Origin of the sequence: Glutamicibacter sp. MCAF14 (genome assembly GCF_052114325.1) — a bacterium.
In the GTDB taxonomy this organism is placed as follows: Bacteria; Actinomycetota; Actinomycetes; order Actinomycetales; family Micrococcaceae; genus Glutamicibacter; species Glutamicibacter arilaitensis.
In genome coordinates, this window is record NZ_JBFREO010000005.1 from 43,769 (window position 1) to 58,819 (window position 15,051).

Consider the following 15,051-nt stretch of genomic DNA (forward strand, 5'->3'; position numbering starts at 1 on the left):
CATCTTTGCCAGTTAGGCAATCGGCGGGGTTACACCGTAAAGACGGTCACCGGCATCGCCCAGACCTGGGATGATGTAGGACTTTTCGTTGAGCTTCTCGTCCAGGTTCGCGAGCACCACGTGCACGCGGTCGTCATCGCCGTGGATTTCTTCCAGGCGGGCAACGCCCTCAGGAGCCGCGATGAGGCAGATGCAAGTCACCGAATCTGCGCCGCGGTCGAAGATGAACTTGATGGCTTCAGCCAAGGTGCCGCCGGTGGCCAGCATCGGGTCGAGCACGAAGACCTGGCGGCCGGTCAGATCGTTTGGCACGCGGTCGGCGTAGGTAATAATGTCGAGGGTTTCCTCATTGCGGGCCATGCCCAGGAAGCCAACCTCTGCGGTTGGAACCAGACGGGTCATGCCTTCGAGCATCCCCAGACCAGCACGCAGGATTGGAACTACCAGCGGGGTTGGCTTGGCGATGGCGGTACCGATAGTGGTGGCAACCGGAGTCTGCACCTGGACGCTTTCGGTCTTCACCTCGCGAGTGGCCTCATATGCCAGCAGCGTGACCAGCTCATCGGTCAGCTGGCGGAAAATGGAGGATGGGGTGTTCTTATCACGAAGAACCGAAACCTTGTGTGCCACCAGTGGGTGGTCGACTACCTGTACGCGCATAAGTAGAAATCTATCAGCACCGCCTCGCCCAACTCGAGAGAAATCCCCGTTTTCCCGCCCTTAAATCACTCTGGTGTGCCCAACGAAACAGCAAACTTCTGCACAGTGCGCGGTGCACCACACTGGAACGGCCCTGCGGACAAGGAAAAACACGTAAAGTGAAAATACTATGGTGCACGAATTTGAAACCTGGATGGACCTGGCTCTGGCCGAAGCGCGCGCGGCGCTAGCCACCGATGACGTGCCCATCGGCGCAGTCATCCTCTCCCCCGCCGGCGAAGTTCTGGCCACCGGCCGCAACGAGCGCGAGGCAGGCAACGACCCCACGGCCCATGCCGAAGTGGTTGCCATCCGCAACGCCGTCAAGGCTCTGGAAGCCAAAGGCGAAGATGACGGCTGGCGGCTCTCGGACTGCACGCTGGTGGTGACACTCGAGCCCTGTGCCATGTGCGCCGGGGCCATCGTGCTCTCGCGCATCCCCAAGCTGGTCTTCGGCGCCTGGGACGAGAAGGCCGGAGCGTGCGGCTCGGTCTTCGATATCGTCCGGGAACCTCGGCTGAACCACTGGGTCGAGGTCTACTCGCGGGTGAAGGAAGAGGAGTGCGCAGAGCTGCTGCGTGAGTTCTTCCGCGGCAAGCGAGCCTAATTTCCGGCTTTGATGTGTTTCGGAACACTTCAGGCCAAAAATCCGGCTCCCGTTTTTGTTTTCACCTGATGTTCGTTATAGAGTTATCAGGTCTGGTGACGTGTCCGAGCGGCCGAAGGTGCAACACTCGAAATGTTGTGTACGGTAACCCCGTACCGTGGGTTCAAATCCCACCGTCACCGCCAGAGCCAAGGCCCCGGAGCCCTTGAATTATCAAGGACTTCGGGGTCTTTGCCATACCCCGAACGACCGGTCGTGCAACAAGAATCCGAGAAGGTATTCACTGAGGCCGTCTTATATGCTCCTGCATCAGATTCGTCAGTGGGCAACATCTATTCTGGCTGATTCCATGGGCGAACTCTCTGCGACCTCGCCTTGCGCTCTAGTTCCCCTGAGATTTTGTAGTGAAGGTGACACAGAAATTGCTCTGATCGCGCACCCCCCTCCTACTAAAGTATGAGGATTAAATGGTTGACTTGCCCTATTTCTCGCAACTACGGTTTTAAATTGTTCTAAGATTTGCGGATCATCGTTGGCGGACTGCCCCTCCACCTCGCTGGGGAGTGCAGCATTGCTCCGATGCCACAGATAGAGCACACGAATTAAAAGGTCTTCAAATGGCAAGCAATTTTAAAGCTTCAATCGCCTGTACCGTTGTCCTGAGTTTGGCCTTCGCAGCATTTAGAATAGTCACACCAGCTTCGGCGAGCACCCAAGAAACATTGTCAACGACCGCACCCCAAGCCATCACAGACCCTCAAGAATCAGATTTTCCGAAGTGGTCGACATGCTGGAAGTCATAGAAGAAATTCCCGACTCCGCCTTAGTTTCTGACAAGGCTCTGGAACAGTATCTCAACTCAGTAAACGTTGCGGAGCAGAACAATTCTTCGAAAGTCGCGCTAGCGCAGGCGGCCGGAATCGACTGGGGCAACACTGCGAAATGCGCTCAAGCTCTTGGAACAGCGGTACTTGGGTTCGCTGTACCTGCTGTGAAGCTCATAAGGATAAAAGCGCTCATCAAAGAATTAGGCGGTGTTTGGGTATCTGCCAAACTACTCGTCGGGGCTGGAACCGCAGCCGAAAAGGGTGAGGCTGCCGTCACGGCCCTTGCTTCACTAGTTGCAGAGCTTGCGGGAATCCCAGGAATCGTTGGCGCTTGCCCTAAAGTGTGGAAATAGCCCGCCTCCTGCACTAATGACACAACCGGAAGGAACTGAAAGATGAAGAATTTTCGTCTCTTCGGATCGGCCACTTTATCAATTTTGGCTACCGTTGCATTGGTTATGAGCGCGTGGCAAATTGCTGCAGGGCTCGCGGTAGCCGCATTGTTGGTTTTGCTTTTACCGTCGACAGCCACAAACGCTCAGGGCCCTGAACGGGCCTCGACAAAACATTCGAAAAATGAAATCAAGCAAATCCGCGACTATAGAAAGTCGAATCCAAGCGCGTCCCTGGTTGAAGCAGTCCGCGCGGTAGAAGACCGAGGAAAATAGTCTTCTTCCGGTCTTACGACTCTTGAATTTCAAAAAGACGTGGCAACAATCGCCAGGATCATTCAAATCGTGGGGATTGTTGTACCCGTCACCGCCAAGAAAACCCCGGGAATCAATGATTCCCGGGGTTTTGCTTTGCCTGGAACTAGTTCGCGAAAGTATCTGCGAGCTTGCCCTTGGCATCCCACAGCGCCAGCGAGTCGCCGCCGTTGTTCAGGATGCCAGCGCCATCAACGTAGAACGCATCCTCGCTGTTGGTGCCAGGGCCCGAATAAACGCGCAGTTTCTGGCCTGGCTCAAGCTCGTAGCCTTCGCCGATTTCCAAGATGTTATTGGCTGCATCGCGAAGAATGTATCCGCTGACATCAATGGTGCGCTTGCCGGTATTCTCCAGAATGACGTGTTCACCCTTCTCAGGGGTCGTGTCGCTGCCTGGAACATCGTTGATGGAGTCGGCAATGATAACGCCATTATTGGCTGGGAAGATCTTCTGGCCATCCAGGTGGCGGTTGATCTGCTGCGGGAAGTCCCCGGTGATTCGCTCGACGCCCAGGGCCAGCGCTTCGTCAGCTGCCGCGTCGGCGTTCACGGTATAGACGCCAAGGCCCAAGCCTGCGTCTTTCACACGCTGTGCACCGGCCGCATCAAGCGTGCGGTAGCTCGTGCCGAAGGAGTCCGCATAGCTGGCGTAGTTGGCCAGTTCCGCAACGGACGGAACCGTGCCGGATAGCTGCTGGAGTGGAACTTCCGGAGCGATCTGGGCAAAGCGCTGGTTGGACACGGCGTCGAAACCAAGCACCTCGATCTTGTTCGCGTCGGCAAGCTCCTTCCATTCAGGATTCTGAGCCAATGCGTCGGCAACCAGCTTTTCCACCCCTGGGGACTTAGCTGGATCCTTGATCTCGATGAAGACGCCGGTGTCACCGGTCAGAGCGCCTGGAACCTCATCGAAATGCGGGATCTTGGTTCCTTCGAACTCCTCTGAGAAGTATGAGCCGGCATCGAGCTGCTGCAGTTCGTCCCAAGTGAACGACGTGATGGGGTCGTCCACGCGTTCAGGGAAAACCTCGGCGATGTTCGTGGTGCGCGATGCGGTGGAATCGTGGAAGATGAACGGAACCCCGTCCTTGGACAGCTGCACGTCGATTTCGGTGAATTCGGCGCCTGCCTGGCTGCCTGCCTTGATTGCAGGAAGCGTGTTCTCCGGTGCCACGCCTGCAGCTCCTCGGTGGCCGATCAGCAGCGGGTCAGCGCCGGTTGGTTCGATCTGGGCGGCGACAGCCGGCATTGCCATGGTGACGGCCAAAGCCAGGGTTGCTGTGCCAAAAGTGATATTGCGCAGTTTCATGGAGCACTTCCGTCGGTGTCATTGGTGGACACCGACGATGCTTCCGCACGCTGGTGACAGCGAGCTCACGCTCAGTTGAATCAGAGATTAAGCTTTTCTACTCAATCTCATGCGTGCTGATCTGTGTTTCCAAATTCGTCCCGTTCAGCTCAAGATAGATCTGGCCTTCGGTTACCGACAGGGACATGGTATTCCGGCGAGTCAGCGCTTGCGCGGCGGCGTCGATGAACTTGGAGTCGAAAGAACGCACCACGATATCCTGCGAACGGTGAATGGTTTTTCCGCGCCAGGTGGCCAGCAGCTTGGCGGGGTCGCGGTGCGTATAGACAGCGGCACGATCGGCGCGCTTGCTGCCCAAATGCAGACGTTGCGCGTCCGGAGCGCCTACTTCGATCCAAGCGGTAATGAGTCCGGTGAGGTCCTTGACCAGAATGGCTGGCTCCTCCCCGGTGGAAACGCCTCCGGCAGAGAAGGCGATGCCTTCTTCCAATTCGAGGCAGTAGGCCAGTACCCGGGTGACCATGTAGGCATCGGTTTCCGAGGGATGCTGCGCAACACGCAACGAAAGATCCTCGTAAACCCCGCGATCTACATCAGCAAGTTGAACTTCAAAGGTGTGTATAGTCGCGCCGATAGCCATAGTTCACGAGTTTACCGTGAACAGGCTGGGCCGACTGACCCCTAGTTGCTCGCAGGAGCCTTGCCTGCGCGGCGGCGCACTACATGCCGCCGCGGCCCTTGGTGCCGCGCAGCATGCCGGCGACCACCAGGGCGAAAGTTCCCACGAGTACCAGCAGCCAAAGGCCCAACGCATAGGAATTGGTCTCTGCATGGTAGGTCATGCCCATCGCCAATGGAGGGAAATAACCGCCCAAGCCGCCAGCGGCAGCGACCACGCCGGAGACAGCTCCGACCTTTTCCGGAGGCGTCGATGGACCGATCCAGGCGAATACCGCGCCCATGCCCAAGCCCATGGCCGATGCCATGAGGATGAAGGTGACGCCGGTGAGGATGCCTTCGGATGGCTGCTGTCCGACAATGTAGGCCAGCGACACGATGCCGGCCAGGGAAATCAGTGCAATGATCTTCGGTCCGAACTTATCGGCCAGCACGCCGCCAATCGGGCGCGCGATCACCGCGGCGAGAGCGAAGATCGCCGTACGGGTACCGGCACCAATCGGATCCACATTCTCCGGGTAGATGGTCATCAGGTACTTGGGAAGGAAGGTCGAGAAGGCAACGAAGCCGCCGAAGACAATGCCGTAGAGGAAGGCCATCTCCCAGGTGATGGCCAACTTGAGCGCACCGAAGACCTTGGGAAACAGCGGCTGGTTATTCGGCTTCCACGCCGGGGATTCGCGCATGAGGAACCAGACCAGCGCGGCGGCCACTACCAAGAGGCCGGCGAGGAACAGGTGCGTTCCCCAGTATCCGAAGCTCTGCAGCAGCCGCGGAGTCTGGAACGCTGAAATGGCGGTGCCGATCATGCCCATGCCGAACACGCCATTGGCAAAACCACGCTTATGCGGAGGGTACCAGGCGCTGGCAAAGGGAACACCAACGGCGAAAATCGACCCGCCGACGCCCAAATAGGTGCCGGCAATGATCAGCAGCGCGAAACTTCCAATGCTTCCGGCGAGCGCCACCAGCAATACCGCCGGCACCGTCGCCAGGAGCACGACGGTGAACATCTTCCGAGCACCGAACCGGTCGGTCAGCGCACCGGTGAAGATACGCCCGATGGCGCCCACCAGCACCGGAGTGGCCAGCATCAAGGAGACTTGCCCCTCGCTGAGGTCCATTCCCTCGGCGTAGAAACGCTGAATTGGGGAAATGAGCATCCATGCCCAGAAACCCACGACGCTGGCAAGGGTGGCCAGCACTAATTGGAACAATCCCCCGCGAAGGTCGGGGCCCTGGATATCGGTTGCTGCTGTGGTTCCTGTGCTCATTGAAACCCTCCACGGGCAATGGGTCGGTCCATGGCCAATCGGCCTTTCGAATCGCAGTCTATTCCTCTCCGCCATAGAAATGGAAGTGACTTGGCAGTAGATTATCTAAGCCGTGACTGGGAAAGATATTAAGGATAAATTTGAAAAACGCTCTTGAAAGTTCACACCCAAAAGACGAAGCTTGGAGGACTAGCCACAGTTAGAAAGAGCCAGCAATGAGCGATCGGCCCAACCACACACAGCCGGCAACCGACGGACCACTTGCTGATTCACTGCTCTCGATGGGAAAGTTCCTTCGCCGCGGTGAAACCAGTGAAGATTTGCGAGCAATGTTTCTCTCCGGCGGACGCAAGGGCGACGTCTTCTATCGCGACCGGTGGTCGCACGACAAGGTGGTGCGTTCTACTCACGGAGTGAACTGCACCGGCTCCTGCTCGTGGAAGGTCTACGTCAAAGACGGCATCATCACCTGGGAAACCCAGCAGACCGATTATCCTTCCGTAGGACCTGACTCTCCGGAGTACGAACCGCGTGGCTGCCCTCGCGGTGCGGCGTTCAGCTGGTACACCTACTCGCCAACGCGCGTACGCTTCCCCTACATCCGCGACGTGCTGGCCGACCTCTACCGTGCAGCCAAGAAGGCGCATCCGGATCCCGTAGATGCCTGGGCATCGATCGTCGAGGATCCAACCAAGGCCAAGCGCTACAAGAAAGCCCGCGGCAAGGGCGGGCTGATCCGCACCACCTGGGATGAAGCGTTGGAAATATCCACGGCAGCCCAGGTCTACTCGGTGAAGAAGTACGGTCCGGACCGCATTGCCGGCTTCTCCCCGATCCCGGCCATGTCCATGGTTTCGCACGGCGCCGGTTCGCGCTACATGAACCTCGTCGGCGGCACCATGCTCTCCTTCTACGACTGGTATGCCGACCTGCCGGTGGCCAGCCCGCAGGTCTTCGGCGACCAGACCGACGTGCCCGAATCCGCTGACTGGTGGAACTCGCAGTACCTGATCATGTGGGGTTCCAACGTCCCGGTCACCCGCACCCCCGATGCGCATTTCATGGCCGAAGCGCGCTACAAGGGCACCAAGGTCGTCACGGTCTCCCCGGACTACACCGATAACACCAAATTCGCCGACGAGTGGGTGGCTTTGCAGCCAGGCACCGATGCGGCCCTGGGCCTGTCCATGGGGCATGTGATCCTCAAGGAACACTACGTCGAAAAGCGCACCAAGCCTTTCGAGGACTACATGCGCACCTACACCGATTCCCCCTTCCTGGTGGAAATCGATACGGCTACCGGCACCCCGGTGCCCGGCAAGTTCCTCACCGCGGCAGACCTGGGCCTGGCGGCAGAAGACCATGCCGATTTCAAGCCCGCCTTGCTGGATACCAGCGGCACCGCCCGCGTTCCCCGCGGCACCCTGGGACACCGGTACTCCGAGAAGGACAAGGGCCAATGGAACCTCGACCTGGGAGACATCACCCCTGCCTTGTCTGTCATGGATCTGGAAAACTGGGACGGCGCAGCAGTCGAGATCAGCCTTCCGCGCTTCGACCTGACCCCGGAGCCGGGCCAGGAGCATGCCGGCGGCTCGGGAGTGGTGCAGCGCGGAGTGCCGGTAGTGCAGCTCGCCGGCAAGACGCTGACCACGGTCTTCGACTTGATGCTCGCCCAGTACGGCGTGGGCCGCGGATCGCTGCCTGGCCAGTGGCCGGCGGACTTCATGGATGCCAGCACCCCGGGCACCCCGGGCTGGCAGGAAGAGCACACCGGTGTCCCGCCGGAGCAAGCCATCCGCATTGCCCGCGAATTCGCCGACACCGCCGAGAAATCCGGCGGCCGCTCGATGATCCTGATGGGGGCCGGCACCAACCACTGGTTCCACTCCGACACCATCTACCGCACCTTCCTGGCGCTGACCATGATGACCGGTTGCCAGGGTGTCAACGGCGGGGGCTGGGCCCACTACGTGGGCCAGGAAAAGGTCCGTCCGCTCACCGGCTACCAGCAATACGCTTCGGCCGGTGACTGGAACCGCCCACCGCGCCACACCATCGGCACCGCCTTCTGGTACCTGGCCACTGACCAGTGGCGCTACGACGGGCTGCCGGCCAACCAGCTGGCATCCCCTCTGGCCAAGGGCCAATTCGACGGGCGCACCACCGCGGACTGCCTGGTCGATTCGATCAAGCGCGGATGGATGCCGGACTACCCGACGTTCAACCGCAACCCGCTGGATCTGGTGGACGAGGCTGAAGCGGCCGGCAAGGACCCGGCGCAGCATGTGGTGGATTCGCTGAACGACAAGACGCTGGCCTACGCCTGCGAGGACCCGGATTCACCGGAGAACTTCCCGCGCGTGGCGCTGATCTGGCGCGCGAACATCCTCGGTTCCTCCGGCAAGGGCAATGAGTACTTCCTCAAGCACCTTCTGGGCACCGACGCCTCGGTGCGCGCCCCGGAAGCCGCTGAAGGCCACCGCCCGGTGGACATGGCCTGGCATGATGAAGCGCCGGAAGGAAAGCTGGACTTGCTGGCCACCGCGGATTTCCGCATGACCAGCACCACCTTGTTCTCCGACCTGGTCTTCCCGGCCGCCACCTGGTACGAGAAGTACGATTTGTCCTCCACGGACATGCACCCGTTCATCCACTCCTTCAACCCTGCCATCGCTCCGCCGTGGCAGACCAAGACCGACTTCGAATTATTCGGGCAGATGGCCAAGCGCTTCGGGCAGTACGCCGCCAAGCACCTGGGCAAGCGCAAGGACCTGGTCGCTTCCCCGCTGCAGCATGACACCCCCGATGCCATGGCCACCGTCAAGGGCCAGGTTGCCCAAGGCGCGCCATTGGTGCCGGGGCTGACCATGGTCAAGCTGAAGGTCGTGGAGCGCGACTACCCGAACCTCTACGCGCAGTGGAGCACCCTGGGCCCGTTGACCGAAAAGCTGGGCATGGTCACCAAGGGCATCAACTACCAGGTGGCCCCGGAGATCGAAACGCTCAAGCACCTCAACGGCGTCTCGTCCACCGGCGCGGTGCTGCTGGATACCGACAAGAAGGCCTGCGAGATGATCCTCGCCTTCTCGGGCACCTCCAATGGGCGCCTGGCGACCACCGGCTTCCGGCAGCTCGAAGAGCACACCGGGCAGAAGATGGCCTTCCTCTCCGAAGAGCATGAGGGTTCGCGGATCTCCTTCCACGATGTGCAGGTCCAGCCGCGCAGCGTGATCACCTCCCCGGAGTGGTCCGGCTCCGAGCACGGCGGCCGGCGCTACACCGCGTTCGCCATCAACGTGGAGCATCTGAAGCCATTCCACACGCTGACCGGGCGCATGCACTTCTACCTGGACCACGACTGGATGTCGGAGCTGGGCGAGAATCTGCCGATCTACCGTCCGCCGCTGGACATGCACCGGTTGTTCAACGACGCGAAGCTGGGCACCACCAGCATGCACGAGTCGGGCAATGCCGAAGTAGCGGTGCGCTACCTGACCCCGCACTCCAAATGGTCCATCCACTCCGAGTACCAGGACAACCTGTTCATGCTCTCGCTCTCCCGCGGCGGCCCCACCATCTGGATGTCGCCGCAGGACGCGGCGAAGATCGGGGTGCGCGATAACGAGTGGATCGAGTCCTACAACCGCAACGGCGTGGTGGTAGCCCGTGCCATCGTCTCGCACCGCATGCCAGAGGGCACCGTGTTCATGTACCACGCCAAGGACCGCACCGTGGACGTGCCGCTGGCCGAAACCAGCGGCAAGCGCGGCGGCATCCACAATTCGCTCACGCGCATCCTGATGAAACCAAGCCATCTGATCGGAGGCTACGGTCAGCTGGCCTGGGCCTTCAATTACCTCGGCCCCACCGGAAACCAGCGCGATGAGGTCACCACGATCCGCCGCCGCAACCAGGAGGTACAGTACCGATGAAGGTCATGGCCCAGATGTCCATGGTGATGAACCTGGACAAGTGCATCGGCTGCCACACCTGCTCGGTGACGTGCAAGCAGGCGTGGACCAACCGCACCGGCGTGGAATACGTGTGGTTCAACAATGTCGAAACCCGTCCCGGGGTCGGCTACCCGCGCACCTACGAAGACCAGGAGAAGTGGCGCGGCGGCTGGACGCTGAACAAGCGCGGACGGCTGACGCTGCGCGATGGCGGCCGCTTCAAGAAGCTCAGCCGCATCTTCTCCAACCCGAAGCTGCCCGAGATCCACGACTACTACGAGCCGTGGACCTACGACTACGACATGCTGCTGAACTCGCCCTCCGGCGAGCACACCCCGGTGGCCACCCCGAAGTCGCTGCTCACCGGCAAGGACATGAAGATCGGCTGGTCCGCCAATTGGGATGACAACCTGGGCGGTTCGCTGGAGACCATGGACCAGGACCCGCTGCTGGCCAAGATGAGCGAAGAGGTGAAGGCCGAGTACGAGAAGGCCTTCATGTTCTACCTGCCGCGCATCTGCGAGCACTGCCTGAACCCTTCCTGCGTCGCTTCTTGCCCTTCGGGTGCGATGTACAAGCGCGCCGAGGACGGCATCGTGCTGGTGGACCAGGACGCCTGCCGCGGCTGGCGCATGTGCGTTTCGGGCTGCCCGTACAAGAAGGTGTACTTCAACCACCGCACGGGCAAAGCCGAGAAGTGCACGTTCTGCTACCCGCGCATCGAGGTGGGCCTGCCCACGGTCTGCGCCGAAACCTGCGTGGGACGCCTGCGCTACCTGGGCCTGGTGCTCTACGATGCCGACGCGGTAGCCGCGGCCGCCAGCGTCGAAGACGAGCACGATCTGCTTGACGCCCAGCGCGGCGTGCTGCTTGATCCGCACGATCCTGCGGTCATCGAGGCGGCACGGGCCGGTGGCATTCCCGAGGACTGGATAGAGTCGGCCCAGGCCAGCCCCATCTGGAAGCTGATCCGCGATTACGAGATCGCGCTGCCGCTGCACCCCGAATACCGCACCATGCCCATGGTCTGGTACATCCCGCCGCTGTCCCCGGTGGTGGACGTAGTCACCAATACCGGCAATGACGGCGAAGATGCCGATAACCTCTTTGCCGCCATCGACAAGCTGCGCATCCCGATCGGCTACCTGGCCGAGCTGTTCTCCGCGGGCGACACCGCCCCGGTGGACCTCTCGCTGCGCAAGCTGGCCGCCATGCGCTCCTACATGCGCGGGGTGTCCATGTCCGATCACCGCGACGAGTCGATCACCGAAGCGGTGGGCATGAGCGGGCCGCAGATGGAGGAGATGTACCGGCTGCTGGCCATCGCCAAGTACGAGGAACGCTATGTCATTCCGCCGGCCCACGCCGAGCAGGCCCACGACCTTGAGGAAATGGGCTGCTCGCTGGACTTCGAGGGCGGTCCTGGCATGGGCGGGGCCGGCCCGTTCGGCTCCTCTTCGGGCGAGTCGGTTCCGGTGGCGGTGGAGAACTTCCAGTCGTTGAAGAACCGCCAGACTTCGGACCGTCCCTCCACCCCGGGCCGGGTCAACCTGCTGAACTGGGATGGCAATGGCACCCCTGAAGGCCTGTTCCCACCAGAGGATGGCAAATGATCCCGCGACTGTTCAACCGCGCAACCCCGCGCCGCAAGCTTGCCGGCACCTTGGAGCCGGTGGCCATGAAGCGTGCTGAGCGCGCCCGGGTGCACATGCTCGCCTCGCTGCTACTCGATTACCCCGACCAGAAGTGGTTCGCGCGGCTCGATGAGCTCGAAACCCACCTGGGCAGTGTTCCGGCGCCGATCGCCCAACTGTTGGCCGACTTCATTGAAGCCTCCCGGTCGCTGGGATCTACGCAGGTGCAGCGCCTGTACGTGCAGACCTTCGATTTGAAGCGCAAATGCAGCCTGTACCTGAGCTACTTCGCCACCGGGGACACCCGCAAGCGCGGCACGGCCCTGGTCACCTTCCTGGAGGCTTACCGGGCCACCGGGTGGGAATTCAATGCCGATGAATTGCCGGACTACCTGCCGGCGGTGCTGGAGTTCTCGGCGCGCTGCGATGACCCGATTGCCGAGGCGTTGCTGTCCTCGCATATCGAGGGCATCGAAGTGCTGCGCACGGCACTGGAATCCATGGGCAGCCACTGGGCTGGATTGATCCGCAGCATCACGCTGTCGCTGCCGCCAGTGGATCAGGAAACCCAAGAGCGGGTGCTGTCCTTGGTCAGCGAGGGCCCTCCGACTGAAACGGTCGGATTGTCATTCTTGGGAAATCTACCGCCATTCAGCCCGAGGGGGAACGGATGAGTACATCAGCGATTCTGCTGTGGGTGGTGCTGCCCTATGCCGCGGCGGTGGTATTCATCGTCGGGCATATCTGGCGCTACCGCTACGACAAGTTCGGCTGGACCACGCGGTCCAGCCAGACCTATGAGAACCGCCTGTTGCGCTGGGGGTCGCCGATGTTCCACTTCGGCATCCTGATGGTGATCGCCGGACACGTGGTGGGCCTGCTGATTCCCCGCGAATGGCTCTACGCCATTGGCGTCAATGAGCACATCTACCACCTCGGGGCTACCTGGATGGGTACGGCAGCGGCGATCCTGACCGTGGCGGGCCTGATCATCCTGATCTACCGCCGCCGTACCGTCGGCCCGGTCTTCCTGGCCACCACGGTCATGGACAAGGTCATGTACGTCTTCCTCGGAGCCACCTTGGGCTTCGGCACGCTGGCCACGCTGGTCTACCAGGTCTTCGGGCCGGGCTATTCCTACCGCGAATCCATTTCGCCATGGATCCGCCAGATGATCATCTTCCAGCCCCATCCGGAAATGATGGTGGAGGTTCCGCTGTTCTTCCAGCTGCATGTGGCGACCGCGTGCGTGCTGTTCGCGCTGTGGCCTTTCACCCGGCTGGTCCACGTGTTCTCCGCGCCGATCCCGTACTTTTTCCGCCCGTACATCGTCTACCGCTCGCGTGATGAATCGCGCGGCGCCGGTTCGCGTCCGGTACGCCGCGGCTGGGATCCGGTTGCTGCTCCGCCGCAGCCGCGAAGCAAGCGCGGATCCAACCGCTGATCCAATGAAGGCCCCGGGCTTCGGCCCCGCTGCAGTGCCAACTGCCGCGGGGCCGAAGTCTTGCTCTCCTGCTCAAGGGCAGGCCTGTTAGATGCCGGGAGTGAAAACCATGCGCATGCCGCTGGCCAATATCCGCTGGGAGCTGGTGAGCGCCGCCGTGCTCATTGGCTTCTCTTTCGTGCCCGGAATGGCACGCCAAGGCCTGGAACTGGCATCCTCCGAGAATCATGAGCTCAACGCGCTGGGCATCGTGCTGATCGTGGTGCAGGGCGGATCAGTTGCGTTACTGCGCCGCTGGCCAAAGGCCGCGTTGGCCGCGGCATTCCTGTCCTTCGCTGCCTACCAATTGCTCGGTTTCCACACCACCTTCGCGGCGCTCGGCCTGCTGGTGGCGTTGGTGGGCGCCGGTGCGCTGGCACAGCACCACCGGCTGCTAGCCGCCCTGGTCATGCTTGCCGGGTACGGGCTGCTGGTTGTTCTGCTGATGCAGCGTGACCCCACGCTCACGGTGCCCGACGCGGTGGCCTTCGGCGCGATGCTGGCAGCCCTGTGGATCTTCGGCTCGTGGCTGCGTGCGCAAGCGGCGATCCGCCGGCGCCACACCGAAATGCTGGAACGTGAAACGATCCTTGCCGAGCGGGCACGCATCGCGCATGAGCTGCACGATGTGGTCACCCACCATGTCACGGCGATTCTCGTGCAGGCCGAAGCCGGTGCTTTCCACCCCCAGCGCGATGCCACAACGCAACAGCTGCTGGCATCTATTGCCGACGGTGGCCGGGAAACGCTCGCGGACCTGCGCAGCCTGCTCGGGGCGCTGGATGGGACCACGGGCACTCCCCGGGCCCCTGCCCAGCAGCAGGCGGCCGAGATCATCGCCCGGGCCCGGGCCGCCGGGCAGCAAGTGGACTTCGTGGAGCATGGTGAACGGTACCCGCTGGACGGGGCAACCGGGCTAGTGGTGGTCCGGGTAATCCAAGAAGCACTGACCAACGCACGTAAGCATGCACATGATGGTGCCGCGGCGGTACAGATCAGCTACCTCGATGAGCAGATCATCGTCGAGGTAGCCAGCTTCGGGCGCAGGGCCAGGGGAACAGCAGCTAAATCAGGAGGCCGGGGAATCATCGGAATGCGCGAACGAGTGGAAATGGCAGGTGGACAATTGCAGGTAGAGCAGCTTGATGGGCGGTTCGTGGTGCGGGCAGGGATCCCCCGGTGAGCGCGCAACCAGAGAATACGCCCATCCGCGTGGTCATCTGCGATGACCAGGAACTGGTGCGCACCGGACTGCGCACTATTATCGACGCCCACCCTGACCTCGTGGTGGTCGGCGAGGCCGCGGACGGAGAAGAAGCCGTACGGGTCACCCGCCGTGAGCGCCCGGATGTCGTAGTGATGGATATCCGCATGCCCTTGCTGGACGGAATTGAAGCCACCCGGAGGATCGCCGGACCGCAGGCCTCCGCTGCGGCGCGCGTCCTAGTGGTGACGACCTTTTCCCTGGATTCCCTGGTGTATGACGCACTGCGCGCCGGGGCCAGCGGCTTCCTGCTCAAAGATGCCCGGCCTGCGCAGCTGGCAGCGGCCATCCGCACCATTGCCGCCGGGGATTCGCTGATCGCCCCGGAGCTGACGCGTTCTTTGATCGGGCGTTTTGGCGACCGGTTGCGGCCCTCGGCCAAGGAAACGGCCATCTTCGAAGTGCTGACGGTGCGGGAACGCGAGGTGCTGCAGCTGATTGCCCAGGGCCTGTCCAATGCGGAGATCTCCGCGCAACTGGTGATCAGCCACGAGACGGTGAAAACTTATGTCTCGCGCATCCTGGCGAAGCTGGGCGTGCGTGACCGGGTGCAAGCGGTCGTGCTTGCCCACCGGACCGGATTCGCCGACTGGGCGTGAGCCCAGGTCCCCCG

The 15,051-nt window shown here is 61.6% G+C and carries 13 protein-coding genes and 1 tRNA gene; 10 read left to right on the forward strand and 4 right to left on the reverse strand.

The genetic code is table 11. The annotated features are described in order from the left end of the window. Positions 1-12: 12 nt before the first annotated feature. A complete protein-coding gene (upp, locus tag AB4Y71_RS12200) occupies positions 13-660 on the reverse strand; it encodes a uracil phosphoribosyltransferase (RefSeq protein WP_013347865.1) in 648 nt (215 codons plus the stop codon). A 169-nt stretch (positions 661-829) separates the two neighbouring features. Here upp and tadA point away from each other — a divergent pair, with 169 nt between their 5' ends. From tadA to AB4Y71_RS12220, 4 genes are all read left to right on the forward strand, one after another. Beyond that, positions 830-1,306, forward strand: a complete 477-nt coding sequence (gene tadA / locus AB4Y71_RS12205; protein WP_013347864.1) for a tRNA adenosine(34) deaminase TadA — start codon at positions 830-832, stop codon at positions 1,304-1,306. 94 nt (positions 1,307-1,400) lie between these two features. After that, positions 1,401-1,491 (forward strand) — tRNA-Ser (locus AB4Y71_RS12210). A 593-nt stretch (positions 1,492-2,084) separates the two neighbouring features. Beyond that, on the forward strand, positions 2,085-2,486 hold the full coding sequence (locus AB4Y71_RS12215) for a hypothetical protein (protein ID WP_441720691.1): 402 nt from the start codon (positions 2,085-2,087) through the stop codon (positions 2,484-2,486). 42 nt (positions 2,487-2,528) lie between these two features. Continuing rightward, on the forward strand, positions 2,529-2,801 hold the full coding sequence (locus tag AB4Y71_RS12220; RefSeq protein WP_441720693.1) for a hypothetical protein: 273 nt from the start codon (positions 2,529-2,531) through the stop codon (positions 2,799-2,801). Positions 2,802-2,946: 145 nt separating this feature from the next. On the opposite strand, the gene AB4Y71_RS12225 is transcribed toward AB4Y71_RS12220, so the two are convergent. The 3 genes from AB4Y71_RS12225 to AB4Y71_RS12235 form a co-directional block, all read right to left on the reverse strand. Continuing rightward, the gene (locus AB4Y71_RS12225; RefSeq protein ID WP_441720695.1) at positions 2,947-4,149 is read right to left on the reverse strand and encodes a glycerophosphodiester phosphodiesterase family protein; all 1,203 of its coding nucleotides are present in this window, start codon (positions 4,147-4,149) and stop codon (positions 2,947-2,949) included. Between the two features lie 97 nt (positions 4,150-4,246). Further along, a complete protein-coding gene (locus AB4Y71_RS12230; protein ID WP_013347861.1) occupies positions 4,247-4,789 on the reverse strand; it encodes a YaeQ family protein in 543 nt (180 codons plus the stop codon). Between the two features lie 79 nt (positions 4,790-4,868). Then, positions 4,869-6,101: an MFS transporter gene (locus AB4Y71_RS12235; protein WP_441720697.1), complete on the reverse strand. Its 1,233-nt coding sequence runs from the start codon at positions 6,099-6,101 to the stop codon at positions 4,869-4,871. 215 nt (positions 6,102-6,316) lie between these two features. Here AB4Y71_RS12235 and AB4Y71_RS12240 point away from each other — a divergent pair, with 215 nt between their 5' ends. The 6 genes from AB4Y71_RS12240 to AB4Y71_RS12265 all read left to right on the forward strand — a co-directional run bounded on the left by AB4Y71_RS12240 (position 6,317) and on the right by AB4Y71_RS12265 (position 15,037). Then, positions 6,317-10,036, forward strand: a complete 3,720-nt coding sequence (locus AB4Y71_RS12240) for a nitrate reductase subunit alpha (protein WP_441720699.1) — start codon at positions 6,317-6,319, stop codon at positions 10,034-10,036. Further along, positions 10,033-11,670, forward strand: coding sequence for a nitrate reductase subunit beta (gene narH, locus AB4Y71_RS12245; RefSeq protein WP_102598587.1), 1,638 nt, complete (start codon positions 10,033-10,035; stop codon positions 11,668-11,670). The genes AB4Y71_RS12240 and narH overlap by 4 nt, the downstream gene beginning before the upstream one ends. Further along, entirely contained in the window at positions 11,667-12,365 is a 699-nt protein-coding gene (gene narJ / locus AB4Y71_RS12250) for a nitrate reductase molybdenum cofactor assembly chaperone (protein WP_441720701.1), read from the forward strand. The genes narH and narJ overlap by 4 nt, the downstream gene beginning before the upstream one ends. Beyond that, the gene (gene narI, locus AB4Y71_RS12255; protein ID WP_417364306.1) at positions 12,362-13,135 is read left to right on the forward strand and encodes a respiratory nitrate reductase subunit gamma; all 774 of its coding nucleotides are present in this window, start codon (positions 12,362-12,364) and stop codon (positions 13,133-13,135) included. The genes narJ and narI overlap by 4 nt, the downstream gene beginning before the upstream one ends. A gap of 91 nt (positions 13,136-13,226) precedes the next feature. Continuing rightward, positions 13,227-14,357 carry a sensor histidine kinase gene (locus AB4Y71_RS12260; protein ID WP_441720702.1) on the forward strand — a complete coding sequence of 377 codons (1,131 nt, stop codon included), beginning with the start codon at positions 13,227-13,229 and terminating at the stop codon, positions 14,355-14,357. Beyond that, positions 14,354-15,037 (forward strand): response regulator, encoded by a 684-nt coding sequence (locus AB4Y71_RS12265; RefSeq protein ID WP_441720703.1) that lies wholly within the window; start codon positions 14,354-14,356, stop codon positions 15,035-15,037. Before AB4Y71_RS12260 ends, AB4Y71_RS12265 begins: the two co-directional genes overlap by 4 nt. Positions 15,038-15,051: the final 14 nt, after the last annotated feature.

Coding starts and splice junctions, on each gene's coding strand:
- upp (WP_013347865.1), bottom strand. CDS start 660: ATGCGCGTACAGGTAGTCGACCACCCACTGGTGGCACACAAGGTTTCG.
- tadA (WP_013347864.1), top strand. CDS start 830: ATGGTGCACGAATTTGAAACCTGGATGGACCTGGCTCTGGCCGAAGCG.
- AB4Y71_RS12220 (WP_441720693.1), top strand. CDS start 2,529: ATGAAGAATTTTCGTCTCTTCGGATCGGCCACTTTATCAATTTTGGCT.
- AB4Y71_RS12225 (WP_441720695.1), bottom strand. CDS start 4,149: ATGAAACTGCGCAATATCACTTTTGGCACAGCAACCCTGGCTTTGGCC.
- AB4Y71_RS12230 (WP_013347861.1), bottom strand. CDS start 4,789: ATGGCTATCGGCGCGACTATACACACCTTTGAAGTTCAACTTGCTGAT.
- AB4Y71_RS12235 (WP_441720697.1), bottom strand. CDS start 6,101: ATGAGCACAGGAACCACAGCAGCAACCGATATCCAGGGCCCCGACCTT.
- AB4Y71_RS12240 (WP_441720699.1), top strand. CDS start 6,317: ATGAGCGATCGGCCCAACCACACACAGCCGGCAACCGACGGACCACTT.
- narH (WP_102598587.1), top strand. CDS start 10,033: ATGAAGGTCATGGCCCAGATGTCCATGGTGATGAACCTGGACAAGTGC.
- narJ (WP_441720701.1), top strand. CDS start 11,667: ATGATCCCGCGACTGTTCAACCGCGCAACCCCGCGCCGCAAGCTTGCC.
- narI (WP_417364306.1), top strand. CDS start 12,362: ATGAGTACATCAGCGATTCTGCTGTGGGTGGTGCTGCCCTATGCCGCG.
- AB4Y71_RS12260 (WP_441720702.1), top strand. CDS start 13,227: ATGCCGGGAGTGAAAACCATGCGCATGCCGCTGGCCAATATCCGCTGG.